The 26,962-nt window shown below is 69.7% G+C and carries 18 protein-coding genes; 10 read left to right on the plus strand and 8 right to left on the minus strand.

Annotated elements, in window-relative coordinates; translation table 11 throughout:
• Positions 1–18: 18 nt before the first annotated feature.
• The 3 genes from recD to recC are packed head-to-tail and all read right to left on the minus strand — an operon-like array spanning position 19 to position 9,268.
• Positions 19–2,196, minus strand: a complete 2,178-nt coding sequence (gene recD / locus AAD027_RS03445; protein ID WP_341724600.1) for an exodeoxyribonuclease V subunit alpha — start codon at positions 2,194–2,196, stop codon at positions 19–21.
• Positions 2,193–5,918, minus strand: a complete 3,726-nt coding sequence (gene recB, locus AAD027_RS03450) for an exodeoxyribonuclease V subunit beta (protein WP_341724601.1) — start codon at positions 5,916–5,918, stop codon at positions 2,193–2,195. The genes recD and recB overlap by 4 nt, the downstream gene beginning before the upstream one ends.
• Positions 5,915–9,268: an exodeoxyribonuclease V subunit gamma gene (gene recC / locus AAD027_RS03455; RefSeq protein WP_341724602.1), complete on the minus strand. Its 3,354-nt coding sequence runs from the start codon at positions 9,266–9,268 to the stop codon at positions 5,915–5,917. The genes recB and recC overlap by 4 nt, the downstream gene beginning before the upstream one ends.
• A 400-nt stretch (positions 9,269–9,668) precedes the next feature.
• On the opposite strand from recC, the gene AAD027_RS03460 reads away from it, so the two are divergent.
• From AAD027_RS03460 to AAD027_RS03485, 6 genes are all read left to right on the plus strand, one after another.
• Complete coding sequence (locus AAD027_RS03460; protein ID WP_341724603.1) at positions 9,669–10,457, plus strand: ABC transporter ATP-binding protein; 789 nt, start codon at positions 9,669–9,671, stop codon at positions 10,455–10,457.
• 130 nt (positions 10,458–10,587) lie between these two features.
• Positions 10,588–11,340 carry an MlaE family lipid ABC transporter permease subunit gene (locus tag AAD027_RS03465; protein WP_341724604.1) on the plus strand — a complete coding sequence of 251 codons (753 nt, stop codon included), beginning with the start codon at positions 10,588–10,590 and terminating at the stop codon, positions 11,338–11,340.
• Between the two features lie 4 nt (positions 11,341–11,344).
• Positions 11,345–11,887 carry an outer membrane lipid asymmetry maintenance protein MlaD gene (mlaD, locus tag AAD027_RS03470; protein WP_341724605.1) on the plus strand — a complete coding sequence of 181 codons (543 nt, stop codon included), beginning with the start codon at positions 11,345–11,347 and terminating at the stop codon, positions 11,885–11,887.
• Positions 11,888–11,895: 8 nt separating this feature from the next.
• The gene (locus AAD027_RS03475) at positions 11,896–12,570 is read left to right on the plus strand and encodes an MlaC/ttg2D family ABC transporter substrate-binding protein (RefSeq protein WP_341724606.1); all 675 of its coding nucleotides are present in this window, start codon (positions 11,896–11,898) and stop codon (positions 12,568–12,570) included.
• The gene (locus tag AAD027_RS03480; RefSeq protein ID WP_341724607.1) at positions 12,551–12,856 is read left to right on the plus strand and encodes an STAS domain-containing protein; all 306 of its coding nucleotides are present in this window, start codon (positions 12,551–12,553) and stop codon (positions 12,854–12,856) included. The genes AAD027_RS03475 and AAD027_RS03480 overlap by 20 nt, the downstream gene beginning before the upstream one ends.
• A 49-nt stretch (positions 12,857–12,905) precedes the next feature.
• Positions 12,906–13,925, plus strand: a complete 1,020-nt coding sequence (locus AAD027_RS03485) for an MlaA family lipoprotein (RefSeq protein WP_341724608.1) — start codon at positions 12,906–12,908, stop codon at positions 13,923–13,925.
• A 222-nt stretch (positions 13,926–14,147) separates the two neighbouring features.
• Here AAD027_RS03485 and AAD027_RS03490 read toward each other — a convergent pair whose 3' ends face one another.
• On the minus strand, positions 14,148–15,491 hold the full coding sequence (locus tag AAD027_RS03490) for a DNA recombination protein RmuC (protein WP_341724609.1): 1,344 nt from the start codon (positions 15,489–15,491) through the stop codon (positions 14,148–14,150).
• A 128-nt stretch (positions 15,492–15,619) separates the two neighbouring features.
• On the opposite strand from AAD027_RS03490, the gene AAD027_RS03495 reads away from it, so the two are divergent.
• The 3 genes from AAD027_RS03495 (at position 15,620) to fabV (ending at position 19,852) form a co-directional block, all read left to right on the plus strand.
• Positions 15,620–16,738 carry a hypothetical protein gene (locus AAD027_RS03495; protein ID WP_341724610.1) on the plus strand — a complete coding sequence of 373 codons (1,119 nt, stop codon included), beginning with the start codon at positions 15,620–15,622 and terminating at the stop codon, positions 16,736–16,738.
• A 233-nt stretch (positions 16,739–16,971) separates the two neighbouring features.
• Positions 16,972–18,393, plus strand: coding sequence for an amino acid permease (locus tag AAD027_RS03500; protein WP_341724611.1), 1,422 nt, complete (start codon positions 16,972–16,974; stop codon positions 18,391–18,393).
• Positions 18,394–18,634: 241 nt separating this feature from the next.
• On the plus strand, positions 18,635–19,852 hold the full coding sequence (fabV, locus tag AAD027_RS03505) for an enoyl-ACP reductase FabV (RefSeq protein WP_341724612.1): 1,218 nt from the start codon (positions 18,635–18,637) through the stop codon (positions 19,850–19,852).
• Between the two features lie 130 nt (positions 19,853–19,982).
• Here the strand turns inward: fabV and AAD027_RS03510 are convergent, their stop codons facing one another.
• From AAD027_RS03510 to AAD027_RS03520, 3 genes are all read right to left on the minus strand, one after another.
• Positions 19,983–20,690, minus strand: coding sequence for a 3-keto-disaccharide hydrolase (locus AAD027_RS03510; protein ID WP_341724613.1), 708 nt, complete (start codon positions 20,688–20,690; stop codon positions 19,983–19,985).
• Complete coding sequence (locus tag AAD027_RS03515) at positions 20,687–21,748, minus strand: DUF5694 domain-containing protein (protein WP_341724614.1); 1,062 nt, start codon at positions 21,746–21,748, stop codon at positions 20,687–20,689. The genes AAD027_RS03510 and AAD027_RS03515 overlap by 4 nt, the downstream gene beginning before the upstream one ends.
• A 278-nt stretch (positions 21,749–22,026) precedes the next feature.
• The gene (locus tag AAD027_RS03520) at positions 22,027–23,196 is read right to left on the minus strand and encodes a class I SAM-dependent rRNA methyltransferase (protein ID WP_341724615.1); all 1,170 of its coding nucleotides are present in this window, start codon (positions 23,194–23,196) and stop codon (positions 22,027–22,029) included.
• Between the two features lie 255 nt (positions 23,197–23,451).
• Here AAD027_RS03520 and AAD027_RS03525 point away from each other — a divergent pair, with 255 nt between their 5' ends.
• Positions 23,452–24,234: a rhomboid family intramembrane serine protease gene (locus AAD027_RS03525; protein WP_341724616.1), complete on the plus strand. Its 783-nt coding sequence runs from the start codon at positions 23,452–23,454 to the stop codon at positions 24,232–24,234.
• Between the two features lie 300 nt (positions 24,235–24,534).
• Here the strand turns inward: AAD027_RS03525 and AAD027_RS03530 are convergent, their stop codons facing one another.
• Positions 24,535–26,829, minus strand: a complete 2,295-nt coding sequence (locus AAD027_RS03530; protein ID WP_341724617.1) for a TonB-dependent receptor — start codon at positions 26,827–26,829, stop codon at positions 24,535–24,537.
• Positions 26,830–26,962: the final 133 nt, after the last annotated feature.

Here is a 26,962-nt window from a genome sequence, read left to right on the forward strand (position 1 = left end):
ACTTGCCTTGGTCGATCATCAGGATAACGCCGCCGCGCCGGCATCCAACCTCCACCCCAACCCCGACCACCTACTCGCATGCCGCCCCAGCGCCTCGCGGATCACCGCCTCGCCGCCGGCTACATGCAACTCCCGCCGCGCGCGGGTGATGCCGGTATAGACCAGTTCGCGCGACAGCGCGCGGTTGCCGCGCGTGGGCAGCAGTAGCCAGACCGTGTCGAACTCCGAGCCTTGCGCCTTGTGCACGGTCATGGCGAAGGCCGGTTCGTGCGCCGGCAATGCCGCCGGATGGAACGCGCGCGGCTGCGCGGGGTCGTCGCCGGGGAACCAGGCCACCAGCGCACCCTGCCCGTCCCGCAGGCAGATACCGATGTCGCCGTTGAACAGGCGGTGGCGGTAGCTGTTTTCGGTGACGATCAGCAATTGGCCGTGGAAGTGGCCGGGGCCGGCGCGCTGCGGGCCGGTTGCCCCGCTTTCCGTCAGCAGGCGCTCGATGCGGGCGTTGAGCGTGCGCGCGCCCTGCGGGCCTTCACGCACGGCGGTGAGGATGCGCAGGCGGGTGGACAGCGCCAGCGCCTCGGCCGGCGACGCGGCATTGCCCAGCGCGCGCCAGTGCGTGAGCAGGCGTTCGCGTTGCGCCTGTAGCGGATCGGCCAGGTCTTCGTGGAAGTGCACGTTGGACAGTTCGCCGCTGCGCAGCAGGGACAGTGCGGTGTCGGCATCGCCTTCGCGCACGGCGGCGGCCAGGGGGGCGAGGTCGAGGGCTTCGGATTGACGGTAGCCGCGTTGAAGGTGGACGCGGCGACCTGCGAAGCCGCTTTGGTCGTCATCCCCGCGTGGGCGGGGATCCAGTGCCTTCGCGTTGGGATCATCGGGAGGCGCTGGGTTCCGGCGTTCGCCGGGATGACGGCTTGAAAGATCACCGAGCAACGGACGCAACGCCTCGGCATCTTCGGGGGCGAGGCGGTCGCCTTCGCCCGCCGCACTGAGGATCGCGGACAGCACGTCGCCGGCTTCCACCGAGGGCAACTGGTCGGGATCGCCCAGCAGCACCAGGCGCGTGCCGTCGGCCACGGCATCCACCAGCTTGGCCATCAGCGGCAGGTCGATCATCGAGGCTTCGTCCACCACCACCACGTCGAACGGCAGCGGATGGTCGGCATCGTGGCGGAAGCGCGGCGAGTCGGGGATGGTGCCGAGCAGGCGGTGCAGGGTGGTGCCGGTGGTGGGCAGCGATGCGAGCAGGGCGTCGTCGATGCCGGCGGCGGCCAGCGACTGCACGGCGTGGCGCACGCTTTCGGCCATGCGTTCGGCGGCGCGGCCGGTCGGCGCGGCCAGCGCGATGCGCGGCGGCGCGTGGCCGGCGTGGCGCGCCTGCGCGGCCAGCAGCACCAGCAGGCGCGCGGTGGTGGTGGTCTTGCCGGTGCCGGGGCCCCCGGTGACCAGCAGCAGGGCGTGGCGCAGGGCGAGGGCGGCGGCTTGGGCCTGGCGGTCGTCGGTTGCCGCCCCCTCTCCCGCTTGCGGGAGAGGGTTGGGGTGCGAAGCGGAGCTGGGGTGAGGGTTGCTGGTAGAAAGAGCGCCCTCATCCGGCCTTCGGCCACCTTCCCCCGTAAACGGGGGAAGGGAACTGTCGGAGGGAAGGGAACTGTCGGAGGGAAGGGAACTGTCGGAGGGAAGGGAACTGTCGGAGGGAAGGGAACTGTCGGAGGGAAGGGAACTGTCGGAGGGAAGGGAACTGTCGGGGAAGAGCTGTGCGAACAGCGGTGCGAGCGGTTCGATTCCTATTTCCGGCACCATGTGTGCGCCGATGCGTTGCAGGCCCAGCGCGAGACTGCGTTCGTATTCGCGGTAGCGGCGCAGGTAGAGAAGGCCGTGCTCCAGCACCAAGGGCGCCCGCGGGTCGGAGGCGGCGGCTTCGTCCGGGGTGGCGACCCAGCGCGAGGCGGCGAGTTGCGCTTGCCAGTCGTCGGCGGTGGGCCAGGCGATGCCGGTATCGGTGGCGAGCAACGCCTGCGGTTCGGCCAGCAGCAGGCCGGCATGGCCCTTGGAGACGGCCAGCGAGGCCAACGCGGCGGCGGCCAGCACGGTGTCGGGCGTGTCGCGGTCCAGGCGGCGCAGGCTTTGGGCGAGAGCGTGGTCCAGCGTGCGCAGGTGGCCGGCGAGCCAGAGGTCGTTGAGGAGGGTGGGGGCGCTCATGCGCGGTCACCTCCCTGCTGCTTGCCCTCACCCCAACCCTCTCCCGCAAGCGGGAGAGGGGGCGGATTGTCGGGGGATAGGGGCTCCAGCGCACTACCGGCGAACAGGGCATCGAGTGCGTGCACTAACTCGGGGGCGAAGCGCTGCGCGTGCACGCCGGGCGAGGGGTGCTGGGCCAGGTTCAGGCCGCGGCAGAACAGGTAGCGGATGCCGCCGAAGTCGCGCGCGTAGTCGTAGGCCTCGCCCAGCCGGAAGCGCAGCCAGCGGTGCAGCGCCAGGGTGTAGATCAGCGCCTGCAGGTCGTATTCGCTGTGCGCCATCGCCTGCCGCATGGACGCTTCGTCGTAGCCCGGCAACTGGTTGGACTTGTAGTCGAGCACGTACCAGCGCCCGTCGGCGCGGTAGGTCAGGTCGATCAGGCCGGTCATCAGGCCTTCCAGCCGTTGCCGCATGCCGAAGGCGTTGCGCCCGCGCAGCAGGCCGTGGCGGTGCAGCAGCGCGAGCAGCGCCGGCACGGGCGTGGACGCCATGGCGAAGTGGAATTCGATCTCGGCACGGCGCGCGTCCATCGGCAGGTCGGCCAGCCGGCCGCCCTCGGGCAATGTGGTGCCAAGGGTGTGGCCGACCAGCGGCGCCAGCACGGCCAGGCCGTCGGCGATGTCGGCTTCGGCATAGCCGCCTTCGCGCAGGGCGTCGGCGATGACCGCGTCCTGCCCGGCGGGTGCGGGATCGCCCGGCCGCCAGTCGCGCCAGGCGGCGAAGTCGGCGTTCTCCAGCGCGGCGTGCATCACCACGCCGAAGCGGCTGCCGGCGAAACGCGGATCGACGGCGATGGGCGATGCGGCGGCTTCGGTGGGTGTCTCGTCGATCTCTGTCGCCGGGGTTTCGTCCTCGCCGCCGGGATCGGCCTCGGTGGCGGCGGCCAGCGGATCGGCGCCGCCTTCGGCATGGGCGAGCTGGGTGAAGCTGTAGACCCACCAGTCCGGGGCGATGCGGCGGTGGGCGGTGCGGGCGGCGGCGACCTTGGCGTCGCGTTCGGCCGGCAGGCGCGGCGGCGGCGGTTCGGCCGGGCCTTCGACGATGCGGATGTCGGCATGGTCGCGCAACGCGGCGATGTCGGCCAGCAGCGGCGCCAGCCGGCTGTTGGCGAAGCCGGCCACGTCGCCGGCGGCGATCCACAGCGCGTGTTCGGCGCGGGTCAGGCCGACGTAGAGCAGGCGCGCGTCCTCGGCCTGGGCTTCGCGCCTGGCCGCCTCGCCGGCGGATTTCCAGTCCGGGTCGTCCTTGTCGATCTTCCATTGCAGCACGCGGCGGTCGCCTTCGTGCACGACGCGATGGCGGCCGGTGTCGGGGCGGCCGGTGCCGAGGCCGGCGAACGGCAGGTAGACCAGCGGGTATTCCAGGCCCTTGCTCTTGTGCAGGGTGACGATCTGCACGCGGTGCGCGTCCGATTCCAGCCGCAGCAGTTGCGCCTCGTCGTTGGGGTCGGCGCTGGCGATGCGCGCCTGCAACCAGTCGAGCAAGCCATGCAGGCCCAGCGTGCGGGCGGCGGCTTCCTGCAGGTGTTCGGCCAGTTGCAGGTAGTTGGTCAGGCGGCGCTCGCCGTCGAGCAGGCCGAGCAGGCGTTCGGCCTGCTCGGCGCACAGATCGGACACCAGCGCGAACGGACCGCCGCGCTGCCAGCGCTCGCGCCAGTGCAGCAGGCGTGCCTGGTGGTGTCGCTGCGCGTCGCCTTCGGTTTCCAGCGCGGCGATGGCGCCCGCGTCCTCGCCCAGCAGCACGGTGGACAATGCGGCGCGCAGGCGTCCGCTGTCGGACGGTTGCAGCAGCGCAAGCAGCAGCATGCGCAGTTCGCCGGCCTCGGCGCTTTCGAACAGGCTCTGCTTGCCGGCGGCCACGGCCGGCACGCCGGCGCGGGCCAGCGCCTGCTGCATGCGCGCGGCGTCCTTGTGGTTGCGCACCAGCACGGCGATGTCGCCTGGTTGCACGGGACGGCCATCGACCATCGCGTGGCCTTTGCGCGCGTCGGACAGTACGCGATGGATGTCGGCCACGCAGGCGACGGTGGCGGCCTCGCGCGAGGCATCGGCGTCGAGCGGCCCGTCTTCGCCTTGCAGCAGGCGCAGGGTCAGCGCCGGTGCCGGCGCGCCATCGCGCAGGCAGTCGTCGTCGCGGCGCCGGCCGCCCGCTTGCACCGGCTCGAAGCGGATGTCCGGGGTGGCGAAGGCCTCCTGGCCAGCCGCGTCGGCGCCGTCGTACAGCGCCTGGATCGCGCGCAGCACGGCCGGGCGCGAGCGGAAGTTGTGGTCCAGCCGCGGCGCTTCGTCGGCCACGCGGCGCGCGAGCAGGTAGGTGGCCACGTCGCCGCCGCGGAAGCCGTATATGGCCTGCTTGGGATCGCCGATCAGGAACAGCGCCGGCACGTCGCCGATCGCGCGCACTTCGTCGGAATCGCCGAACACGCGTGCGAAGATCCGCCACTGGCGTTCGTCGGTGTCCTGGAACTCGTCCACCAGCGCGACGCGGTACTGCGCGCGCAGCTTCGCCACCAGCGCCTGCCGCCGCGGACCTTCCAGCGCTTCGGCGACGCGCTCGATCAGGTCGTCGTAGGTCTGCACGCGGCGGGTGCGCTTGAGCGCGTCCAGGCGCTGGCGCGCTTCGTCGCGCAGGCGGTGCAGCAGGCGGACCGACTGCCCGCGCCGCCATTGCGCATGGCGTTCGAGCGCCTGCACGTAGTCGGCGATCAGCGGTTGCAGTGGCGACACCGGCGTCTTGCCGGCATGCGCCTTGTTGGTCTTGGCCGAAAGGGCGTCGAAGGTGAGCCGGCCGATGCGTTCGTCCAGGGCCGCGTGCGGATCCGGCCGCACGCTCCATTGCCGCAACTGGCGCTGCAAGGCCGACAGCCAGTCGGCCTTGTAGGACGTCTTGTTGAGTACGCCCGCCTCCAGCGCGGCCAGCACCTGCGCGAAGTATTCATCGCCATGCGCGACGATGCCGGCCGCGAGCCGGTCGCAGGCATCCGCCAGTGCGGACCGTGCTTCGTCCGGTCGTGCTTCATCCGATCGGGGATCCGCCGCATCCGCCGGCGCCTGCGGATACAGCGGCAGCGGCCCGCACAGCGCCGGCAGGTCGGCCGCCAGCGCGTCCGGACCGCTCCACAGGCCGGCCAGCGCGTCGGCGCTTTCCGCGTCGGCCGCATGCACGCGCCACAGGTCGGCGGCCAGTTCCGCGTACAGCTCGCGCGCATTGCCGAGCAGTTCGCCGGCGTCGAAGCCCTGCCCGGCTTCCAGCGCGTGTTCGCGCAGCACGCGGGCGCAGAAGCCGTGGATGGTGAAGATCGCGGCCAGGTCGGTTTCCTCGGCCGCGGTGCGCAGGCGACGGCCGAGCTGGGCCGGGGTTTCCCCGCCCTGGGCGAGATGGCGGTCGAGGATGCGGCGGGTCAGCGCGACTTCGTGGCTGTCGTCCTCGCGCGCGGCGGTACCGGCCAGGTCGGCGGCCAGCGACAGCCGCTCGCGGATGCGCTTGCGCAGTTCCTGCGTGGCGGCCTCGGTATAGGTCACCGCCAGCACCTCGCCCATGCGCAGGCGCTGTTCGACGATCAGGCGGGTGAACAGCGTGGCCAGCGTGTAGGTCTTGCCGGTGCCGGCGCTGGCTTCGATCAGCTGCACGCCTTCCAGCGCGCGGGTCAGGTAGGGCTCGTCGGCCAGGTCGAGGGCGCTCATGCGGCGTCTCCTTCCGTGGCGGCATCCGAACGGGCATGGCCGTGGCGCACCAGGTCGTAGATCAGCAGGCTGGTGCGCTCCAGCGCCCGGTAGTCGGCGTCGCTGGCGAACGGATCGCGGCCGCGCAGCGCCAGGCGGATCGCCTCGCCGTCGCCTTCGGCCCAGCCGCCGTTGCCGTCGCCATGCCAGCGCTTCCAACCCGCCGCGCGGCGCTTCTCCGGCTCGGCGTTCCAGATGTCCCAGCCGGTGTAGGGCGCGAACGGCAGCGGTTCGCGCTGGCCTTTCGCGTACAGGGCCAGCAACTGGCGCAGCGCCTCGCGGGCCTGGGCTTCGTCCAATGCGTCGATCACGTGCGGGCCGGGCCCGTCGCCGCCGTCGTGGAACTGCACCAGCGGCAGGCGCGCGCCCGCGGCGTTGGCCAGCAGCCAATCCAGCCCCCAGCGCAGCGCGGCGTTGCCGTTGACCACATCCGGACGCATCCGCACCAGTCCACGCGGATGCACGTCATCGATGCGGCCCTGCAGGCGCAGCGCCTGCCCCGGATCCGATCCGGGGCAGGCGAGGTCCACTTCGAAGCGTTCGGATACGGTGGATTCGCCCGCCAGCCAGTCCCGGCGCGCCTGCGCGAACGGCCGGGTCTGCGCGAGCAGGGCCTCGAACTGGCGTTCGCCCAGCGCGCCGGACGGCAGCAGCGCGCGCGCGCGCAGGCGATCGCGCAGGCCGGCTTCGCGGCCGCTGTCCAGCGCCTCGACCAGCGCCTGCTGCAAGGCCGTGCGTTCCAGCCCGCGGCCGGGCAGCACGAGCGGTTCGACATCCTCGCTCTCGTCCACGGGCTCGGGCAGGCGCAGGCCCAGCCGTTGGCTCAGGAAGCGGCCATGCGGATCGGCGAAGAACCGGCGCAGCGCGTCCAGCGACAGCTCGTCCTCGGCGTCTTCCCGCGATGGCAACGGCTGCGCCAGCCACGGCGGTAGCGCGCGCCGCGCGCCACCGAGGCGGTCGGCGGCCGGCCGCCACTGCGCGCGATAGCTGAAACGGCGCGGCTCATCGTCGCCGCCGAACGCGGCCGGAGCGAACGGTTGCAGCGTGTGATGCACGACCAACTGTTGCCCCGCCGCCGGATCGGCGTGGTACCGCGCCGCCACGTCCACCAGTTCGCTGACCAGCACCGACGGCTCGCGCACGCTGCCGTCGCGCGCATCGGCGCCGAGGTAGCTGACGTAGAACACGTCCTGGGCCGCGGCGAACAGCTGCAGGAACAGGAAGCGGTCGTCCTCGCGGGTGGAGCGGTCGCCGGGTCGGCGGCGGTCGGTGCCGAGTTCGGCGGTGAGGCGGTTGAGCCCGGCGGCCGGGTCGCGGCGCGGGAAGTCGCCATCGTTCATGCCCAGCAGGCAGATCACCCGGAACGGCAGCAGGCGCATCGGCACCATGCGGCCCATGCTGATGCCGCCGGTCAGCAGCGGCGCGCGCGTGTCGGCCTGCGACAGCACATCGGCGAAGTGCGCGCGCACGACCTCGGCCGGCACATTGCCGGTATAGCCGGCGGCTTCCGCATCGCGGGCGAAGCGGTCGATCAGCGTGCGCAGGCGGTCCAGCGCACGCTGGGCGCGCGGCGCGGACGGGCGTTCCGGCAGCAGCGCGTCGAGCAGGCGCAGCAGGCGTTCGCGCCACTGCGCCGGCGGCAGCGCCTGGCCCAGGTCGCGGCGCTGCCGGGCCAGCTCGCGCAGCAGGCGGACCAGCGTGTCCAGCGCGTCCAGCGCGCCGCCTTCCAGTTCCGGCCACGGTGCGACGCCGGCGATATCGTCCCCGGCGCCGCTGGCGTGGCCGAGCAGCAGTCGGTCCAGCGCGAACTGCCAGGTGTAGGCATCGTCGGCCGGCGCGTCGGACGCGGCCCGGTGCGCGGCGTCCAGGCCCCAGCGCGCGCCGGCCGCGCGCAGCCAGCCGTGCAGGCGCTCGATGGCCTCGGTATCCAGCCCGGACGCCTCGGCGATGGGCGCGCTGGCCAGCAGGTCGAGGATCTCGTCCAGGCCGAAGCGCGACACCGGCAGGCCCAGCAGACGCAGGAACACTTCGGCCAGCGGTTCGCTCGCCAGCGGGCTGGTGTCGGCCAGCGCCCACGGCAGCGCATCGTCGTGCCCCTGGCCGCCGAACACCGCGTCCAGGTACGGCACGTAGGGGTCGATGTCCGGCGCCAGCACCGCGATCTCGCGCGGTTGCAGCGGCGGATCGAAGCGATCGTCCTCCAGCAGCGCGCGCAGCTGGTCGTGCAGCACCTGCAGTTCGCGCAGGCGGGTGTGGCAGGCATGGACCTGCAGGCTGGGATCGGCCAGGTCGAGCGCCGCGCGCGGCGGCGGCACGGCCGGGGCGCGGCGATGGAACAGGTCCGACTGCATGCGCCGCAGCAGCGTGTCGGGGCCGCCTTCGGCCAGCGGATCGGCGTAGACGTCGATCTCGGCGCGCGGATGCACCACTTCGTAGTCGCCCAGCAGGGCCATGAAGTCGCGCCCGGCCGCGCCCCAGGCCTGCAACAGGGGGTTCTCCTGCACGTCCTCGGCGAACAGGTCGGTGCCGCCTTCGCGGCGCCGGTCGCGCAGGGTCTGCAGGTCGCCCCAGTAGCCGCGCGCCGGCGTGGGCAGGTAGAAATGCAGCGTGCCCACCCGCGCCTGCGTCGCCAGCACGCGCAGCACGTCCGGCGACACGTTGAGCGTGGCGAAGACCAGCAGCCGCTTCGGCAAGCCCTGCGGCAACGGACCGTCGTCGCGGCCGAAGCGCGCCAGGTAGTCGTTGATCCGCCGCGCGCGGTACTGCCGCCCCGCCGCCACCGCGCGCCACAGGCACGCCTGCGGATCGTCGCGGTCGGCGCCGGCCTCCCAGCGCAGCAGCCAGTCGCGGCGCCAGGCCTGGTATTTCTCGAACACACCGGCCAGTTCCCCGGCCAGGGTCCAGGGCTTCAGCGGATCGGCGTCGGCCAGCCAGGCGTCGATGGCCGCCAACGCCGGGTCGGCGCGCACGGCCGGATCGCCCAGCGCGCCATACAGGCGCCACTGCATGGCGGCCATGTCCAGGTCGTCGTGCGTCTGCCCCGGACCCGCTCCGGGGTTGGCGTCCAGCGCGCGGGCGACGAACTCGCCGGGGGTGAGGAATTCCAGGTTGGCGGCGATGCCGTACTCGGCCGCCAGCGTGGCCTGCAGCCAGCGGCGCATGGCCACCTGCGGGATCAGCACCACGTCCGGGGCCAGCAGCGGCTGCCCCGGTGCCGGCCGGCGCAGCTCGTCGGCCAGCAACGCCGCCAGCAACTCCAGCGCATTGGACGGGTACAGGCGGAAGTCGGGCGTGGAAGCAGTTGCGGGCATCGCGCCATCTTGCCGCACCACCGCCACGAATGCCGAGATGCCGGCCGCCCGAAGCGGGCTTCGGCCCGATGCTGGCTTTAAGGAGTTCTTAAAGCGGTTCGGGGAGCATGCAGGCTTGGACACGTGCCTTCGAGCGTGCGCGGCCGATCTCCGCGTGGCGTGCGCGATCCGGGCATCGCGCCATCCTGCATCGCGAATGCCCGGCTGCCCGCATGCGGGAAACAGCATCCCGCACGGCCGTGCGCGATCGCCGGTCAGGCGATGCCACAATAAGCAAACTCCACGGTACGGTTATGTTCAGCCGTGGGCCGCGAAGCTACCACGTTGTTTTTCCGTTAACGCATGCGCCGTGCCAGCCGTGCGTCGCTCCCCCACATCCACCGGGTCCACCGCTCACGCCATGACGCCTGCCGCCACCCCTGCCGTGCACCTGTCCGACCTCCGCCTGGATCGCGGCGGGCGCACGATCCTGCGCGGCATCAACCTGAGCGTGCAGACCGGCAGCATCACCGCGGTGCTGGGCCCGTCCGGCAGCGGCAAGTCCACCCTGCTGGCGGCGCTGACCGGCGAACTGCCCCCGGCCGCCGGCACGGTGGAGCTGTTCGGCCAGCCGGTGCCGCAGCGCAGCCATGCGCTGCTGGAGATGCGCAAGGGCATCGGCGTGTTGCTGCAGGGCAACGGCCTGCTGACCGACCTGAGCGTGGCCGAGAACGTGGCGCTGCCGCTGCGCGCGCATACGAAGCTGGCGGACGCGCTGATCCGCCGGATCGTCGACTTCAAGTTGAACGCGGTCGGCCTGCGCGCCGCCGCCGAGGCCTACCCGCGCGAGCTGTCCGGCGGCATGGCCCGCCGCGTGGCGCTGGCGCGGGCGCTGGCGCTGGACCCGCCGCTGATGCTCTACGACGAACCGCTGACCGGGCTGGACCCGATCGCCAGCGGCGTCATCATGAGCCTGATCCAGCGCCTCAACGACACCCTGGGGCTGACCAGCATCATCGTGACCCACCACGTGCACGAGACCCTGCCCATCGCCGACCAGGCGCTGGTGATCGCCAACGGCGGACTGGTGTTCTCCGGCACTCCGGCCGAACTGGAAGGCAGCGCCGACCCGCTGGTGCGCCAGTTCCTGCGCGGCGAACCGGATGGGCCGATCGCGTTCGATGCGGTGAAGCGGGGGGTGGCGGCGTGAGGATGGGCATGGGATTCGGGATTCGTGATTGGGGATTCGCAACAGCGTGCAGCAAAAGCGCCGCATGCCCGCGCGCTTTTGCTTTCACGAATCCCCAATCCCGAATCACGAATCACGGAGGCGCCCCCTGATGCCCTTCATCGCCGCCACCCGCTCGCTGGGCCGCGCCGGGCTGTTCTCGCTGTCGGTGTTCCGGGCGTCGAAGCCGACCCGCGATTTCTTCGCCGAGCTGACCCGCGAGGTCTACAAGATCGGCGGGCGCTCGCTGCCCATCATCGCGGTCGGCGGCGCCTTCGTCGGGCTGGTGCTGACCCTGCAGGGCTACCGCACGCTGACCACGTTCGGCGCGTCCGACGCGCTGTCCACGCTGCTGGGCCTGTCGCTGTACCGCGAACTGGGCCCGGTGCTGACCGCGCTGCTGTTCATCGGCCGCGCCGGTTCGTCCATCGCGGCGGAACTGGGCCTGATGCGCGCCACCGACCAGATCAAGGCGCTGGAACTGATGGCCATCGACCCGGTCGCCAAGGCGGTGGCCCCGCGCTTCTGGGCGGCGGTGCTGACCGTGCCGCTGCTGACCGGCTTCTTCTGCTCGCTGGCGATCAGCGCCAGCTACTTCGAAGCCGTGCACGTGCTGGGCCTGGACAACGGCACGTTCTGGTCGGCGCTGCAGGGCAGCGTGGATTTCTGGGACGACTTCGGCGTGGCGATGCTGAAGTCGGTCGTGTTCGGCGGCACCGCCGCGCTGGTGGCCGCCTACGTGGGCTACCACGCCGAGCCGACCATCGAGGGCACCTCGGTCGCCACCACGCGCGCGGTGGTCAACGCCTCGCTGCTGGTGCTGATGTTCAATTTCGTTCTTTCCGCGTTGCTTTTCAGGAGTTGATGCCATGGCCGTCCGTGGACCCCGTCTCGAATTCGCCGTCGGCGCCTTCCTGCTGCTGGCCCTGGCCTCGCTGCTGGTGCTGGCGCTGGCCTCCACCAACAAGCGCTTCGGTCTCGGCGGCGGCAGCTACGAGCTGACCGCGCGCTTCAGCAACCTGGGCCAGCTGCGCGCGCAGGCGCCGGTGAAGATCGGCGGCGTGGTGATCGGGCAGGTGGCCGACATTCAGCTGGATCCGGTCAAGTTCGATTCCGTCGTCACCCTGTCCATCGACGGCAAGTACAAGGATCTGCCCGGCGACACCGCGGCCGGCATCTTCACCAGCGGCCTGCTGGGCGAGAACTACATCGGCCTGTCGCCCGGCGGCGATCCGGAGCCATTGAAGCCCGGCGACGAGATCGCCTTCACCCAGCCCGCGGTCGACCTGCTGCAGCTGGCCGGCAAGTACCTGTTCAGCGGCGGCACCGGTGGTGCCAGCGCCGCACCCGAGGACGACGCCGCAACCGGCGACGCCCCCGCTCCCCCCGCTACGGAAGAACCCCAGCCATGAAGATCGCGATGAAACGTTCCCTCCTCACCGCCGTGCTGTCCTCGGCCCTGCTGGCCGCCGCGCCGGCCGTCGTGCTGGCACAGAATGCCGCCCAGGCCGCCGCGCCGGCGCAGGCCGCGCCCAGCAGCGCCAGCCAGGTGGTGCTGAGCAGCAGCACGCGCATCCTGGCCACGCTGGACAAGCGCCGCCCCGAGTTCAAGGCCGATCCGGCGGCGCTGCGCCAGTATGTGACCAGCGAGTTCAACACCCTGTTCGACAGCGACTACGCCGCCCGCCTGGTGCTGGGCGTGCATGGCCGCGGCGCGGCCGAGGCGGACGTGAAGCAGTTCGGCGCCGCCCTGACCGAGAAGCTGCTGTCCGCCTACGGCGCGCGCCTGCTGGATTTCAACGCCCGCCTGCAGGTGAAGGTGAAGTCCGAATCCCTGCTGCCGGGAGGCCGCGGCGTGAAGGTCGCCACCGAGTTCACCCAGGCCGACCAGACGGTCACGCCGATCATCTTCTATGCGCGCCAGGTCGGCAGCCAGTGGAAGGTCTTCGACGTGGAAGTGGAAGGCATGTCGTTCGTGCAGACCTTCAAGAACCAGTTCGACGCACCGCTGCGGCAGAAGTCCATCGCCCAGGTCGCGGCCGACCTGCGCGAAGGCAAGCTCCAGGTCAACACGAATGCCAGCGGTCGCAACTGACGCCCGCGTGGGCCGCGACGCCGACGCGCTGGTGTTCGCCGGCGCGCTGGACCGTGCGGCCGCGGCGGCACTGTGGCCGCAGGCCTCGGCGCAGCTGGCCGGCGTGCAACGCATCGTCCTGACCAATGTCACTACCGTGGACAGTGCCGGGCTGGCATTGTTGGCCGAGCTGGCTTCGCGCCTGCGCACCGGCGGCGTTGCGCCGCGTTTCGAAGGACAGCCCGCCGGTCTCGCCGACCTGCAGGCCGCCTACCGCCTGACGCCGGAACTGGATTTTCCGGCATAACGGCAGGCCGGTACGGTCCCCACCCCCACGCCACACCCAAGGAAGCGGGATGAATTTGTTCCACACGAGCCTGTTCCGCGTCTCTACCGTCGCCCTGTTCGCCGCGCTGGCTTCGGCCTGCGCCTCCGCGCCCAAGCCGTCCACCGATGCGCCGCCGGAACCGGTAGCGATCGACGCCACGGCCGCCGTCGAGGCGCCTCCCGCCGACGACGCCGTCGATGCGCCCGTGGATGCCGTGCCGGTCGCCGATGCGCCGGTCCGCGACGACGCCACCAGCGCCGAAGGCGACTTCGCCGCCATCTACGGACAGGACGAATACAACCCGGTCGCCGATCCCACCCTGCCCGCCCCCGCGCAGGCGCCGGCGTCGTACGACCCCTGGGAGAAGTACAACCGCAAGGTGCACACTTTCAACAACGCGGTGGACCGCACCATCGCCAGGCCATTGGCCCTTGCCTATACCAACGTGGTGCCGCGCCCAGTGCGGCTGGGCGTCAGCAACTTCTTCGACAACCTGGGCCAGCCGCTGGCCATGGTCAACCAGCTGCTGCAGGGCAACCCGAAGCAGGCAGGGCAGACGCTGGGGCGCTTCCTGCTGAACTCCACGCTGGGCATCGGCGGCATCTTCGACCCGGCCAGCGACGCCAGGCTGCCGCGCCGCCGCGGCGATTTCGGCCAGACGCTGGGCGTGTGGGGATGGAAGCGCTCGCGCTACGTCGAACTGCCGTTCTTCGGCCCGCGCACCGTCCGCGACGTGCTGGGCCTGGCCGGCGACATGCCGCTCAGCCCGGTACGCCAGATCGACGACGACAAGACCCGCATCTTCCTGCAGGGCCTGAACCTGGTGGACACCCGCGCGCAACTGCTGTCGCTGGACAGCCTGCGCGAAGGCGCGGTGGACGACTACTCGCTGGTCCGCGATTCGTGGCTGCAACGCCGCAACTACCTGATCGAAGGCAGCCGCAAGCAAGAGCAGGACGACAACCTGCCCGATTACATGCTGGACGAGACCGACCCCACCGTGCCGGTGGACGCCATGCCGATGCCGGAGATCAACCCGGGCCGGTGATTCGCAGGCCTGATGGAATGCACGGAAACGGCGCCCCTGGGGCGCCGTTTTTCCATGCACCGCGCACTGTAGGAGCGACGTAAGTCGCGACCGGGCGCCATATATCCGCGTCGAGAGTGGTTGTTCACCATTCGGGCGCGCTGCGGCGCGCTCGACATCGTGCACAGTGAACGGCTATCGGGGCGCGGTCGCGACTTGCGTCGCTCCTACAAGGGCCTTCGGCTATTCCGCTTCGTCGCCGCCCAGCAGCTTCTGGCTATCGTCGCTGGGCAGCGATTCGACCTCGCGCAGCCTGCGGGCGATGGCGCGGGTGCGCACGCCGGTCTTCTCGATCTCGCCGCTGGCCTGGTCCAGCTTGCGCTTCACCGAATCCAGCACGTCGGCGAACTTGGCGAACTCGGTCTTCACCGCGCCCAGCGTCTGCCACACCTCGGCGGAGCGCTTCTCGATGGCCACGGTGCGGAAGCCCACCTGCAGGCTGGTCAGCAGCGCCAGCAGCGTGGTCGGCCCGGCGATGGTGATGCGATGGTCGCGCTGGATGGCTTCGAACAGGCCCGGCCGGCGCAACACTTCCGCGTACAGCCCCTCGGTGGGCAGGAACATGATCGCGAACTCGGTGGTGTGCGGCACCGCGACGTACTTGCGGATTTCCTGCGCCTGCTTGCGCACCGCGCGCTCCAGCGCGTCGCCGGCCTGCTTCACCGCCTCGGCGTCCACGCGGTCCTGCGCGTCGAGCAGGCGCTCGTAGTCCTCGCGCGGGAACTTGGCGTCGATCGGCAGCCACACCACCGCATCGTTCGACGAACCGGGGAAGCGCACGGCGAATTCCACCCGCTCGCCGCTGCCCGGCACGGTGGCCACGTTGCCGGCGTACTGGTCCGGCGCGAACACCTGTTCCAGCAGTCCGGCCAACTGCACTTCGCCGAACACACCACGCGTCTTCACGTTGGTCAGCACCCGCTGCAGGCCGCCCACGTCGGCCGCCAGCTTGGTCATGTCGCCCAGGCCCTGGTGCACCTGCGCCAGCATGCGGGTGACGTTGCCGAAGCTTTCGGTCAACCGCGTTTCCAGCGTGGCGTGCAGCTTCTCGTCCACCGTCTGCCGCATCTGTTCCAGCTTGGCGGTGTTGTCGGCCTGCAATTCCTTCAGCCGCGCCTCCAGCGTGGCGCGCATCTCGCCGATGCGCTGCTCGTTGCGCTGGATGAGTTCGTTGAGCCGCAGGCCCAGCGCGTCGGCGAAACGCTGCTGCGATTCGGCCGCCTCCAGCCGGCCCTTGCGCGCGTCCTCGGCCAGGCTGTCGCGCAGCACGTCCAGCCGCTGGTCGGTGCGCGTGCTCAGGTCGGCCAGGTTGCGGCCGAAGCCGTCGATGCGGACTTCCTGCGCGCGCGACAGGGCTTCGAGTTGCTCGCGCAGTTCGCCGCGGCCATCGCGCTGTTCCTCGCGCAACGCGCGCTCCAGCAAGGCGCCGATGCGGTCCTCCGGCCGGCGCAGGAACAGCGCCAGCAACAGCACGATGGCGGCGGCGGCCAGGCCGAGGAGGACGAAAAGCAGGGCTTGGATATCCATGCAGGGAGTTTAGCCGAGCCGATCTCAGGAACCGAGAACGGAGGGGAATACAAGACATCCGGCTTCCGCCAACCGCCGTGCCGGTCCTTGCCGCCGCGCGGAAACAACAACCATCACAGGGGTCGTCCATGCATCAGCCCACGCAGCCGGCAACCGCCGACAACAGCGAAGCACCGTCTCCCATCGTGGAGTTCTCCTTCCGGGAAGTGGAAGAATTCTGCCAATGGCTGGGCAGGCACTGGCTCGTCCTGGGCATCTTCATGCTGTCGCTGGCGGCGATCTATTTCCTGCAGTTCACCGCAACCCACCATGTTCCGATAAGCCTGACCTCGACCTCGACGATCTCTGCGCTGCCCATACTGATGGCGTTGATCGCCTTCACTTTCATCGTGCTGCTTGCGTTCGCATTGATTCCGGTCAGCGTGATCTTCACCAAAAAGGAGACCGATGCTCCGTCTCCGGTCAGTGCGCTGTTATTCTCCTCCGAGAACAGGCGATTCCAGCATCAACTGTTCCGGCGGTGGGCGACTCTGGTGGTGCTTCTTGCCGCGATCTGGAGCGCGACACTCGCGCTTTTCACTTTCTGGGGAGCGCCCACGGGCGCCAGCGTGCTGGTGGCTTATGGGGCCGGGCTACTGGCCGGGTTCGCCAACCTCGTCGGCTGGCGCCCCAAGCAATGGCGACGGACGCACCTCGACTATTGGCTGTCGGCGCTCTTCAGCCTGTCCGTGCAGTTCCTGGCCGTATTCTTGTGCTTCTATCCCGCCGCCTGGATCGTGCGCGGCGCGTCGTCGCCTTTCTGGGGCACGCTGGGATTGTTCGCAAGCTTTTTCCTGATCGTCCTGATGCTGGGCATGCTGCAAATGGCGTTTGCCACCTGGGTCGGCAATGTCATCGGACAACAGCAACGGTTGCGGAAAGCCAGTGCGCTGGTGATGGGCTTGCTGGTCGTGTGCGCCCTGGTGCCCGGTATCGGCGGAAACCTGGCCGCCTACCCTTTCCAGGTCACCGCATCGGGCGGCCGCGGCTGCGCCGTGCTGGATCTCTTGCCGGAAGCGCACACGCGAATGGATCCCCGCATCGTGAAGGAAGACCATAAGGCCACTGTCGGGTTGCGCATCCTCGCCGAAGTGGACGGCGACTACTACGTCCGTCCGACCGCAGCGGACACCGACGATGTGTCGATCGTGCGTCGCGAAGCGGTTTCCGGCATGCGCGCCTGCCCCAGGGAAAAATCCTCCCGCTGAGCCGGCGCGGCACGCGGGATGGGATCGTCGCGCCCAACCCATCCCGCGTGCCTCCGGGAAGCCAGCGCGATCGCCTCGCCGGCCACTCCTGCCGGCGGACGCACGGGCGCGTGTTCCCGATCATCGGGTTCCATCACTCCGCGCCTGCCGGCCTGCACATGGCGTCCCGGCCCCCGATCCCGCACTATGTGCCACCCCCCAACATCCGCAACCGCGACATCACGAGGGCACGCATGCAGACCTGGCACCGGCGCAAATCCATCGATCGGATCACCCAACACGAGGAAGGGCGGCGGCTGGTGCCCACCCTCAGCTGGCCGCATCTGGTCGCGCTGGGCATCGGCGCCATCGTCGGCACCGGCATCTACACGCTGATCGGCGTGGGCGCCAACCTGGCCGGGCCCGCGGTGCTGCTGTCGTTCGCCGTGGCCGGCGTGGTCTGCGCCTGCGCGGCGCTGGCCTACGCCGAGATGGCCACGATGATGCCGGCGGCCGGCAGCGCCTACACCTACAGCTACGCGGTGCTGGGCGAATCGATCGCGTGGATCGTCGGCTGGAGCCTGATCCTGGAGTACTCGCTGGTGGTCAGCGCGGTGGCGGTGGGCTGGTCGGGTTCGGTGATGGAGTTCGTCAACAGCATGGGCATCCACGTGCCGCAGGCGTTGACCGCCGGGCCGCACGCCGGCGGCATCGTCAACCTGCCGGCCGTGCTGATCACCTTCGTGGTGGCCGGCATCCTGATCGCCGGCACCAAGGAGAGCGCCACGCTCAACGCGGTGCTGGTGGTGGTCAAGGTGGTGGCGCTGGGCGTGTTCGTCGCCATCGCGCTGCCGCACTTCAACCCGGACAACCTGGAACCGTTCATGCCGTTCGGCTTCGCCAAGCAGATGGGCGCCGACGGCGTGGAACGCGGCGTGATGGCGGCGGCGGCGATCATCTTCTTCGCCTTCTACGGCTTCGACGCCATCTCGACCGCGGCCGAGGAAACCAAGAACCCGAAGCGCGACCTGTCCATCGGCATCATCGGTTCGATGGTCGGCTGCACGCTGATCTACATCGTCGTGGCGCTGGCCGCGGTGGGCGCGATGAGCTACGTGGCGTTCGGCCAGAGCCCGGCGCCGCTGGCGCTGATCATGCGCGAACTGGGCCAGGGCACGGCCGCCAGGATCGTCGCCGGCGCCGCGGTGGTCGCGCTGCCGACCGTGCTGCTGGCGTTCTTCTACGGCCAGAGCCGCATCTTCTTCGTGATGTCGCGCGACGGCCTGCTGCCGCGCGGCCTGTCGAAGGTCAATCCGCGCACCGGCACGCCGGTGGCGATCACCGTGTTCACCGCGATCCTGGTGGCGGCGCTGGCCGGCGTGGCGCGGCTGGACGAGATCGCCGCGCTGGCCAACGCCGGCACGCTGGCGGCGTTCGTCGCGGTGGCGGTATGCCTGCTGGTGCTGCGCACGCGCGACCCGCAGCGCCCGCGCGTGTTCCGCACGCCGCTGGCGTGGGTGGTCGGCCCGGTGGCGATCCTGGGCTGCCTGTACCTGTTCTGGAGCCTGCCGCAGAAGACGCAGCTGTGGTTCCTGCTGTGGAACGCGATCGGCGTGGTGGCCTACCTGGCCTACGGCCGCCGCAACAGCGTGCTGGGCAGGGGTGGCGGCGCCTGAATCTACACGTAGGGTGCGCCAAGGCGCACCGCGCGATCCGCAGACGCGTAACGAAAGCCTGCCTGTTCGTCATCCGGACACGCTCGTCATGGTGCATGCGGTATGGCCATCGGGGCGTGGTGCGCCAGGGCGCACCCTACGGTGTCGTAGCGGCCATACGCATGCGTGTGCATGCGCACGACTTCATTCCCGGCGCCCACGGCACTAAGATGCCGCGCAGGCACTCATCCCGGTAACGACGTTGATCATCCATCCCAAAGTCCGCGGCTTCATCTGCACCACCACCCATCCGCTCGGCTGCGAGCTCAACGTGCGCGACCAGATCGCCGCCACGCGCGCGCAGGGCGTGCGCACCGACGGGCCGAAGAAGGTGCTGGTGATCGGCGCCTCCAGCGGCTACGGGCTGGCCGCGCGCATCAGCGCGGCGTTCGGCTTCGGCGCGGACACGCTGGGGGTGTTCTTCGAGAAGCCGGGCAGCGAGAAGAAGGCCGGCACCGCGGGCTGGTACAACTCGGCCGCGTTTGACCGGTTCGCCAAGGCCGAGGGCCTTTACAGCCGCTCGATCAACGGCGACGCGTTCTCCGACGAGGCGCGCGCCAAGGTGATCGAACTGATCAAGGCCGAGATGGGCGGCAAGGTGGACCTGGTGGTCTATTCGCTGGCCTCGCCGGTGCGCAGGCTGCCGTCCACGGGCGAGGTGAAGCGTTCGGCGCTGAAGCCGATCGGCGCGCCGTATACGTCCACCGCCATCGACACCAACAAGGACGCCATCACCCACGCCACCATCGAGCCCGCCACCGAGCAGGAGATCGCCGACACCGTCACCGTGATGGGCGGGCAGGACTGGGAACTGTGGATCGACGCGCTGGACGCCGCCGGCGTACTGGCGCCGGGCGCACGCACGGTGGCCTTCAGCTACATCGGCACCGACATCACCTGGCCGATCTACTGGCACGGCGCGCTGGGCCGCGCGAAGGTCGACCTGGATGCCACCGCGCAGCGCCTGGACCAGCGCCTGCAAGGCATCGGCGGCGGCGCCAACGTGGCCGTGCTGAAGTCGGTGGTGACCCAGGCCAGTTCCGCCATCCCGGTGATGCCGCTGTACATCAGCATCGTGTTCAAGGTGATGAAGGAACTCAGCCTGCACGAAGGCACCATCGAGCAACTGGATCGCCTGTTCCGCGACCGCATGTACCGCGCCGACGGCCAGCCGGCCGAAACCGACGACGAGAACCGCCTGCGCCTGGACGACTGGGAACTGAAGCCGGAAGTGCAGACCAGGGCCAAGGCGCTGTGGCCGCAGGTCACCACCGAGAACCTGTTCGAGCTGACCGACTACGCCAACTACAAGCACGAGTTCCTGAAACTGTTCGGCTTCGAACGCGGCGACGTGGACTACGACGCCGACGTGGACCCGGACGTGACGTTCGACTGCATCGAGCTGTCGCCGGAAGGCTGAGCGACGGAGAGGAAGGAAGGGCGCATGGAGATGCGAGCACGCATCCCCTATGGGAGCGACGTAAGTCGCGACTAGACGCCCCAACGTCGCGACTCACGTCGCTCCCACAGGGAAGACGCCGGCACGGCAGTCAATGCACTGGCGCGCAATCCGCTCCCAGCACGCGTATCCGGATGTTGCGCACGTTCACGACATCACCGTGGTCTTGCAAGCCGATATGGCCGCGCCGCGCCATGGCGAAATCCGCCTGCCCGGCGAACTTGCTGGCGGCCACGCGCCGGCGCCAGTCGTCGCTGTCCAGGTCGTAGGCCGCCACGCGCACGCCGTTGAGCCAGTGCTCCACGCGCGCGCCGCAGGCGACGACACGGGCCAGGTTGTACTCGTCCGCCGGCCGCAACGTTGCACCTTCGGGCACGACGAGATCGTAGACCGCACCCGCGCGATGACTGGCGATGAAGCGATCCTCGGCCCGCTGATCGTCCAGCAACTGGAACTCCACCGCGCGCATCCAGACCGGTTCCGCGTCGATGGCGCGATAGAACAGCCCGCTGTTGCCGCCCGGCGCCAGCCGCCATTCCAGTTCCAGTTCGAAATCGGCGAACGTTCCGACGCTGACGATGTCGCCCCCGCCGGGCGCTGTCAGCACCAATGCGCCATCGACGACCTGCCAGCGCGGATCCAGCGTGGTGCCGGCGACGTTGCGCCAGCCCTGCGTCGTCCGGCCGTCGAACAGGGACTGCCAACCCACCGTTTCCTTCTCCGGCGGCAGCGCACCGGCGCATCCGGCCGACAGGACGGCGGCGATCAACGCGGCGGCGTGGGCGCGCATCCCGCTCATTCCAGGATCCTCTCCGCGTCGACGATATCGACACCCAGCATCTGCCCGAGCAGCGCATCCATCCACGGCTTGTGCGAAGCGCCGACGATGAACAGCACGCGCGCGCCCGGCCGCTCGCGGAACGCGGCGCGCACGTTGGCGGCCATGCGCAGGTTGCGCGCTTCCCAGCCCGCCACGTACTGGCGGCCATAGCGCTCCGGCGACGGCTCGGCCATCGCCGCGCCGAAGTCGGCGGCCAGCGCGATGCGCAGGTAATCCGGACTGTTGACGAGACGGTACAGCGGCAACATGTCGCCCTTCGCGCCCAGCGCGATTTCCCTTTCGCGCGTCGCGCGCGCTTCCGGCGATGCGCCGTCCCATGCCTGCTGGATGGCGCTGCCATAAGCCTGCACGTCGCGTATGCGCAGATTGTCCCCGGTATGGTCGTCGCTGGGCACCACGTGCTGCAGGCCCAGCCGCGCCGCCAGCCGCGAGCCGATCTGGTAGCTCTCGTTGTTATAGCGTTCGCGCTTGCGCATGGCCGCGACCAGGGTCTCATCCAGTCCATCGCCGGCACGCCGTTCGGCCTCCGGCAGCAACAGCCACTGCACCAGCGCCGAGTCATTGTCGCCCGCGGCCAGGAAGACCGCGGCCAGGCGCCGGCGCTGCGCGGGCGTGGCGCTGTCGAAGCCGCCCTCCAGCAAGCGCTCCGCTTCCGCGATCGCAGTCGGCACGTCCAGGCCGGTGGCGGCCTTTGCCGCACTTGGATCCGGGCAGTACGTGTCCACATCGTCCTCGCCGTACACAGCCGCATGCCGCCGCATCAGGTCGCAGGTCTCGCCCGGCATCGACTCGATGGCGATGACATCGGGCTTGAACGCCGCCAGCCGGTCCAGCACCGGCTCCAGCGATTCGGCGCGGAATCCTTCCGGCATGCTCGACAGGTGCACGCTGCCGAGCACCAGCACCTGGGCGCGGGGACCGGCCATGCCGTCATCCAGCGTCGACAGATCGATCTGCGCCGATACGGGAAAGGACGGGAGAAGTCCCAGCGACAACCATGCGAACCATTTGCCCATGTGCTGCTCCGAAGAAAGAACGCAGGCGCCATGATTCGGTAAAGCACGCCTGCGGGGATGTGCCGTTAGTCCACCCGCCAGGCACACCCTGTTGTAGGAGCGACGTCAGTCGCGACCGTGAACGTTGGGGGGTTTAGCCACGGATCACGCGGATGGACGCGGATAAAGCTTTGGGGCTTTTTATCCGCTTTATCTGCTTCATCCGCGTGATCCGTGGCTTCCGCTCTCTTCGGTCCCCGGTCGCGACTGACGTCGCTCCTACAGGGGATTCGGGCAGCTCAGTCCACCACGCGGCAGAACACCGCCTTGAGGTAGCGCGATTCCTGCACGTGCGCCATGAACGGATGATCGGCGCCGGCGCCGGCGACCTTGAGGATCTGGATCGTGCGGCCGGAGAAGTAGGCGGCGCGGCGCAGCATGTCGAGGAACTGTTCCTCGCTGACCAGGCCGGTGCACGAGAACGTGGCGAACAGGCCGCCGGGCTTCACCATGCCCAGCGCCAGCTTGTTCATGTCCAGGTATTTCTTCAGCGCGGCGATGACCTGCTCGCGGTCGCGGGTCATCTTGGCCGGATCCAGGATCACCACGTCGTACCGTTCGCCGCGATTGGCCGCGTCGCGCAGGTACGGGAAGATGTCGGCCTGCACGAACTTCGGCCGCACGTTGTTGAGCTTGGCGTTGCCCTTGGCGATGGCGATGACGTCCTCGTCGATGTCCACGCCGATCACCTCGGCGGCGCCGCGCGCGGCCGCGTACACCGCGAAGCCGCCGGTGTTGCAGCACAGGTCCAGCACGGTCTTGCCTTCCACCTGCCGACTCAGCCACTCGCGGTTCTCGCGCTGGTCGGCGAAGAAGCCGGTCTTGTGCGCGCCGGCCGGGTCGGCGCGGAACTTGATGCCGTATTCGGTGATGACCTCGGCTTCGGTGGTGGTGTTGCCGTGGAAGTCGAAACTCTCCTGCTTCTGCACGTGCTCGTCGGCGAAGCTGTGGAAGCGGCAGCCGGGGAACTGTTCGCGCAGCGCTTCGTAGATCCATTCGCGGTGGCGGAACATGCCGGCGGCGAAGAACTCCACCACGATCAGATCGCCGTAGCGGTCCACCACCAGCCCGGACAGGCCGTCGCCCTCAGCGTGCACCACGCGCCAGGCGTCGCTCACCGCGTCCAGCTTCAGCACGTCGCGGCGCAGCGACACCGCGTCGGCGATCCTGCGCGAGAACCAGCCCGCGTCCACCGGCACGTCCGGGTGCGTTTCCAGGATGCGCACGGCGATGCGCGAGTGGCCGTTGTAGAAACCGCGGCCGATCCACTCGCCGTCCACGCCGACCACTTCGACGATGCTGCCGGGTTTGGGCTTGGCGGCCGGCTTCTCGACCAGTTTCTGGAAGATCCACGGGTGGCTGGAACGCCAGGCGTTCTTCAGGCGTACGGTCGGGTTGGGCGTGTTCATCCGTGCATTTTACGCGGTTGCGCCCGGCCCACGTCCGGCTGCGGATCCGGTCCGGGCATTGCGCCCCTGCAGGAGCGGCTTTACCTGTGGGAGCGGCTTCAGCCGCGACGGGCGCTGCAGCAAAGCGTCGCGACTGAAGCCGCCCCCACAGCCCTTTCGCACCCGGTCCGTATGGCGATGGCCCGCCCGTGATGGGATAGTGTGGCCCAGTCCGCCGCCCTTGTATTCGGCCGCTTCGCCGCCAGAAAAAGGAACATGGACCTGCATCCCGACGATCCGGCCTTCGATCCGGAAACCCAGCAGCGCTACGACCGCAAGCGCCTGCTGCGCGCGCTGAACCTGAGCCTGGCCTTCGTGCTGCTGCTGGCCATCGTGTATTCGGCGCAGGGCAGTTTCGACATCCGTCCGTTCGCCATCGCGCCATTGGCCGGCGAAGGCCTGCTGGGCATCCTGACCGCGCCGCTGCTGCACGGCTCGATTGAGCACATCGCGGCGAACGCGTCCGCGTTGCTGATCCTCGGCACGCTGGCCGGCAGCGTCTACCCGCGCGCCACGCTGCGGGCGATCCCGCTGGTGTGGCTGGGCGCCGGGCTGGGGCCGTGGCTGCTGGGCGAACCAGGCTCGCACCATCTCGGCGCCAGCGGTCTGACCCACGGGCTGATGTTCATGGTCTTCATGCTGGGCCTGCTGCGCCGCGACCGCGCGGCCCTCGCCGCCGGCATGATCGCGTTCCTGTTCTACGGCGGCATGGTGCTGACCATCCTGCCGCGCGAGCCCGGCGTGTCGTGGCAGGCGCACATGGGCGGCGCCGTGGCCGGGCTGCTGGCCGCGTTCCTGTTCCGCCGGCTGGACCCGGCGCTGCCGCGCAAGAAGTACAGCTGGGAAATCGAAGAGGAAGAGGCCGAGGCCGCCCGCGCCGACGACGAGCTGGAACTGCCCGCGCCGCGCGAGGTGCCGCTGCTGTGGGTGCGCCCGGAGAATCCCGAAGAAGAGCAGCGTGGCGTGGTGCTGCATTTCCCGCCACGCAAGCCCGAATAGCCTCGCCTTGCCTGTAGGAGCGCCCTCGGGCGCGATGCCTTTGCTTGTTTCCTTGTGAAAGAAGCATCGCGCCCGAGGGCGCTCCTACAACGTTACCCGTCCCGAGGGCGCTCTTACGGGGTTTTCGTATGGTGGCGGCTCTGCCCGATGAGCGCGCCACAGCGCGCCCAGATGACCAAAGAGGACTTCACTGCACATGTGGCGCCGTGGGTACGCTTGTGCCTGCGGTCGGGGCTAACGCCCCTCCCACGAACGACGCGGGCGCCACTGGGGCGCCCGCGCTTGAACGGACTCGGCCGGTCAGAACTTCGCGGTGAACTCCACGCCCACCGTGCGCGGCTCGTTGATGAAGCCGGTCAGGTTGTTGAAGTCGATGCCGCCGACGATGCGGGTGGTGTCGGTGATGTTGCGGCCGAACAGCGCCACTTCGTAATCGCCGTAGTTCCAGCCGTAGCCCACGCGCAGGCCGCCTTCCAGCGAGGACCTGCCGGTGAACTCGATGGAGTCGTACAGGAAGAAGTTCACTTCGCTGCGGTAGGCCCAGTCGGTGTAGAAGTACAGCTCGCTGCCGTCGCCCAGGCCGATGCTGTAACGCGCGGTCAGGTTGTGCACCCACTCGGGCGCCTGCGGCAGGCGGTTGCCGTCGATCAACGCCAGGCCGCCGGCATTGAGCGGGTCGGTCACGGTGCATTGCGCGCAGACGGCCACGGCCAGGCCGGCATCCTTGATCTCGGTATCGTTGTAGCTGCTGCCCAGCGTGACCAGCAGGTTGTCGGTGACGTAGGCCTGCAGGTCCAGCTCGAAGCCCTTGCCCACCGACTTCTCGGCGTTGAGCAGGATGTTGGCATTGGCACCGCCGCCCACGGCGGTGAGCTGCTGGTCCTTGACGCGGTAGTAGAAGACGCCGGCGCTGAGGCGCGCGCGCTTGTCCCACAGGTCGGCCTTCACGCCGGTCTCGAACGAGGTCACCGTCTCCGGGCCGGCCACCGACTTGGCGTTGAACGCGCCGGCGCTCTGGATGCTGCTGCCGCGGAAACCGGTGGCGGCGCGGGCGTACAGGTTGACGTCGTCGTTGAGCGCGTAGGTCGCGGCCAGGTCCCAGTTGAACTTCTTGTCTTCGGGCGAGGCGGACAGGTTGCCGTCGGGCTCGTCCGCGGCCAGGTCCTGCAGCGTGCAGCGGATCGGCGGCGGCAGGATGCCCAGCGTCGGGCCGATGCAAGCGGCGAAGCCCGTGTTCCAGTAGTCCTCGACGGTCAGCTTCTTCTCGTCGACGGTGTAGCGCACGCCGCCGCGCAGTTCCAGCTTGTCGGTGACCTGCCAGGTGGCGGCCGCGAACACCGCCCAGGCGTCGTTGGTCTGGCGGATGCGCTGGTAGCCGTCCTGCACGCTGCCGGCGGTAGAGTCGTAGCTGAAGCTTTCGACCTTGTAGTCCTCCTTGAAGTAGAACAGGCCGGCCTGCCAGTTCCACGGGCCGGCGTATTCGGACTCGATGCGCAGTTCCTGCGTCCACTGCGAGTGGTCGGGAATGCCGTCGGCGGTTTCCGAGGCGAAGGGGATGAATCCCGGGCCAGCCGGCGTGCCGCCGTCGATGTCGCCGCGGTTGATCGTCTCCACGCTTTCGTAGCCGGTGATCGAATACAGCTTGTAACCGCCCAGGTCCCAGCTCAGGCGCGCGCTGGCGCCCTGGGAATCCAGCTCCGAGAAATTCAGGCCGTCCTGGCTGACGCGGTCGCGGTCGAAGCCGGCGACCAGGCGGTTGCTGCCCGGCTCGATGATGTTGGCGCGGAACAAGCGCGCGGTGCCGTTCAACTTGCGCGCATGGGCGTTGAGCAACGCCTCGAAGGCCTCGCCTTCGTACAGGAACTGCACGCGGCCGGCGGATTCGTCGTAGCCCTCGTAGCCATCGTTCGGGCCCGGGCCATCGTTCGTCACCCAGTCGTCGCGGCGCTGGTACAGCACCGAGGCGCGCGCCGACCAGCGATCGCTCAATGCGCCGCCCACCGCGCCTTCCACGTTCCACATGTTGTCGCTGCCGTAGCCGACCTTGCCGTAGCCGCTGGTTTCCTGCGACGGCTTGGCCGATTCGAACTTGACCACACCGGCCGGCGTGTTGCGGCCGAACAGCGAACCCTGCGGACCGCGCAGCACTTCGATCTGCTCCAGGTCGAACAGCGGGAAGCCCTTGAGGATCGGGTTCTCCTGCACCACGTCGTCGTACACCAGCGATACCGGCTGCGAGGTGTTGAGGCGGAAATCGGTGTTGCCGTAGCCGCGGATGTAGAAGCGCGGGAACGCGCGGCCGAACGAGGATTCGATGTTCAGGCTGGGCACGCGGCCGGACAGGAAGCGGATGTCGGTGCCGCCGGAGGCCAGCACGCCCAGTTGTTCGCCGTTGATGGTGCTGATGGACACCGGCACGTCCTGGATGTTCTCGACCCTGCGCTGCGCGGTGACTTCGATCGTGTCCAGGGTGGAGGCCTCGCTCTGCGCGGCGGCCGGGGCTTCCTGGGCGAGGGCGGTACCGAAAGGCAGCAGCGCGGCGATGGCGAAGGCAAGGCGATGCGGCCTGGCGGTGGCAGGACGGAGTCGGGACATGGCGTTGGCTTTCCGAGTGGGTGGGGATCGGGGCGCCCGGCGGCGCTAGCACACGGATGTTGCATTACAGCAACAGCCGGGGCAATGGCCGGAAGTCGTGTTCGCGACGAAGGTAACCCCGGTTCCCACGGGC

The organism is Pseudoxanthomonas putridarboris (genome assembly GCF_038321125.1).
Classification (GTDB): Bacteria; Pseudomonadota; Gammaproteobacteria; order Xanthomonadales; family Xanthomonadaceae; genus Pseudoxanthomonas_A; species Pseudoxanthomonas_A putridarboris.

Excerpts from the sequence above, each read along its gene's own strand:
- AAD027_RS03515 (WP_341724614.1), bottom strand. The coding sequence starts at position 21,748 with ATGGGCAAATGGTTCGCATGGTTGTCGCTGGGACTTCTCCCGTCCTTT.
- AAD027_RS03525 (WP_341724616.1), top strand. The coding sequence starts at position 23,452 with ATGGACCTGCATCCCGACGATCCGGCCTTCGATCCGGAAACCCAGCAG.
- AAD027_RS03520 (WP_341724615.1), bottom strand. The coding sequence starts at position 23,196 with ATGAACACGCCCAACCCGACCGTACGCCTGAAGAACGCCTGGCGTTCC.
- AAD027_RS03490 (WP_341724609.1), bottom strand. The coding sequence starts at position 15,491 with ATGGATATCCAAGCCCTGCTTTTCGTCCTCCTCGGCCTGGCCGCCGCC.
- recD (WP_341724600.1), bottom strand. The coding sequence starts at position 2,196 with ATGAGCGCCCCCACCCTCCTCAACGACCTCTGGCTCGCCGGCCACCTG.
- AAD027_RS03530 (WP_341724617.1), bottom strand. The coding sequence starts at position 26,829 with ATGTCCCGACTCCGTCCTGCCACCGCCAGGCCGCATCGCCTTGCCTTC.
- AAD027_RS03465 (WP_341724604.1), top strand. The coding sequence starts at position 10,588 with ATGCCCTTCATCGCCGCCACCCGCTCGCTGGGCCGCGCCGGGCTGTTC.
- AAD027_RS03485 (WP_341724608.1), top strand. The coding sequence starts at position 12,906 with ATGAATTTGTTCCACACGAGCCTGTTCCGCGTCTCTACCGTCGCCCTG.
- AAD027_RS03500 (WP_341724611.1), top strand. The coding sequence starts at position 16,972 with ATGCAGACCTGGCACCGGCGCAAATCCATCGATCGGATCACCCAACAC.
- mlaD (WP_341724605.1), top strand. The coding sequence starts at position 11,345 with ATGGCCGTCCGTGGACCCCGTCTCGAATTCGCCGTCGGCGCCTTCCTG.
- AAD027_RS03460 (WP_341724603.1), top strand. The coding sequence starts at position 9,669 with ATGACGCCTGCCGCCACCCCTGCCGTGCACCTGTCCGACCTCCGCCTG.
- recB (WP_341724601.1), bottom strand. The coding sequence starts at position 5,918 with ATGAGCGCCCTCGACCTGGCCGACGAGCCCTACCTGACCCGCGCGCTG.
- AAD027_RS03510 (WP_341724613.1), bottom strand. The coding sequence starts at position 20,690 with ATGAGCGGGATGCGCGCCCACGCCGCCGCGTTGATCGCCGCCGTCCTG.
- AAD027_RS03475 (WP_341724606.1), top strand. The coding sequence starts at position 11,896 with ATGAAACGTTCCCTCCTCACCGCCGTGCTGTCCTCGGCCCTGCTGGCC.
- recC (WP_341724602.1), bottom strand. The coding sequence starts at position 9,268 with ATGCCCGCAACTGCTTCCACGCCCGACTTCCGCCTGTACCCGTCCAAT.
- AAD027_RS03495 (WP_341724610.1), top strand. The coding sequence starts at position 15,620 with ATGCATCAGCCCACGCAGCCGGCAACCGCCGACAACAGCGAAGCACCG.
- AAD027_RS03480 (WP_341724607.1), top strand. The coding sequence starts at position 12,551 with ATGCCAGCGGTCGCAACTGACGCCCGCGTGGGCCGCGACGCCGACGCG.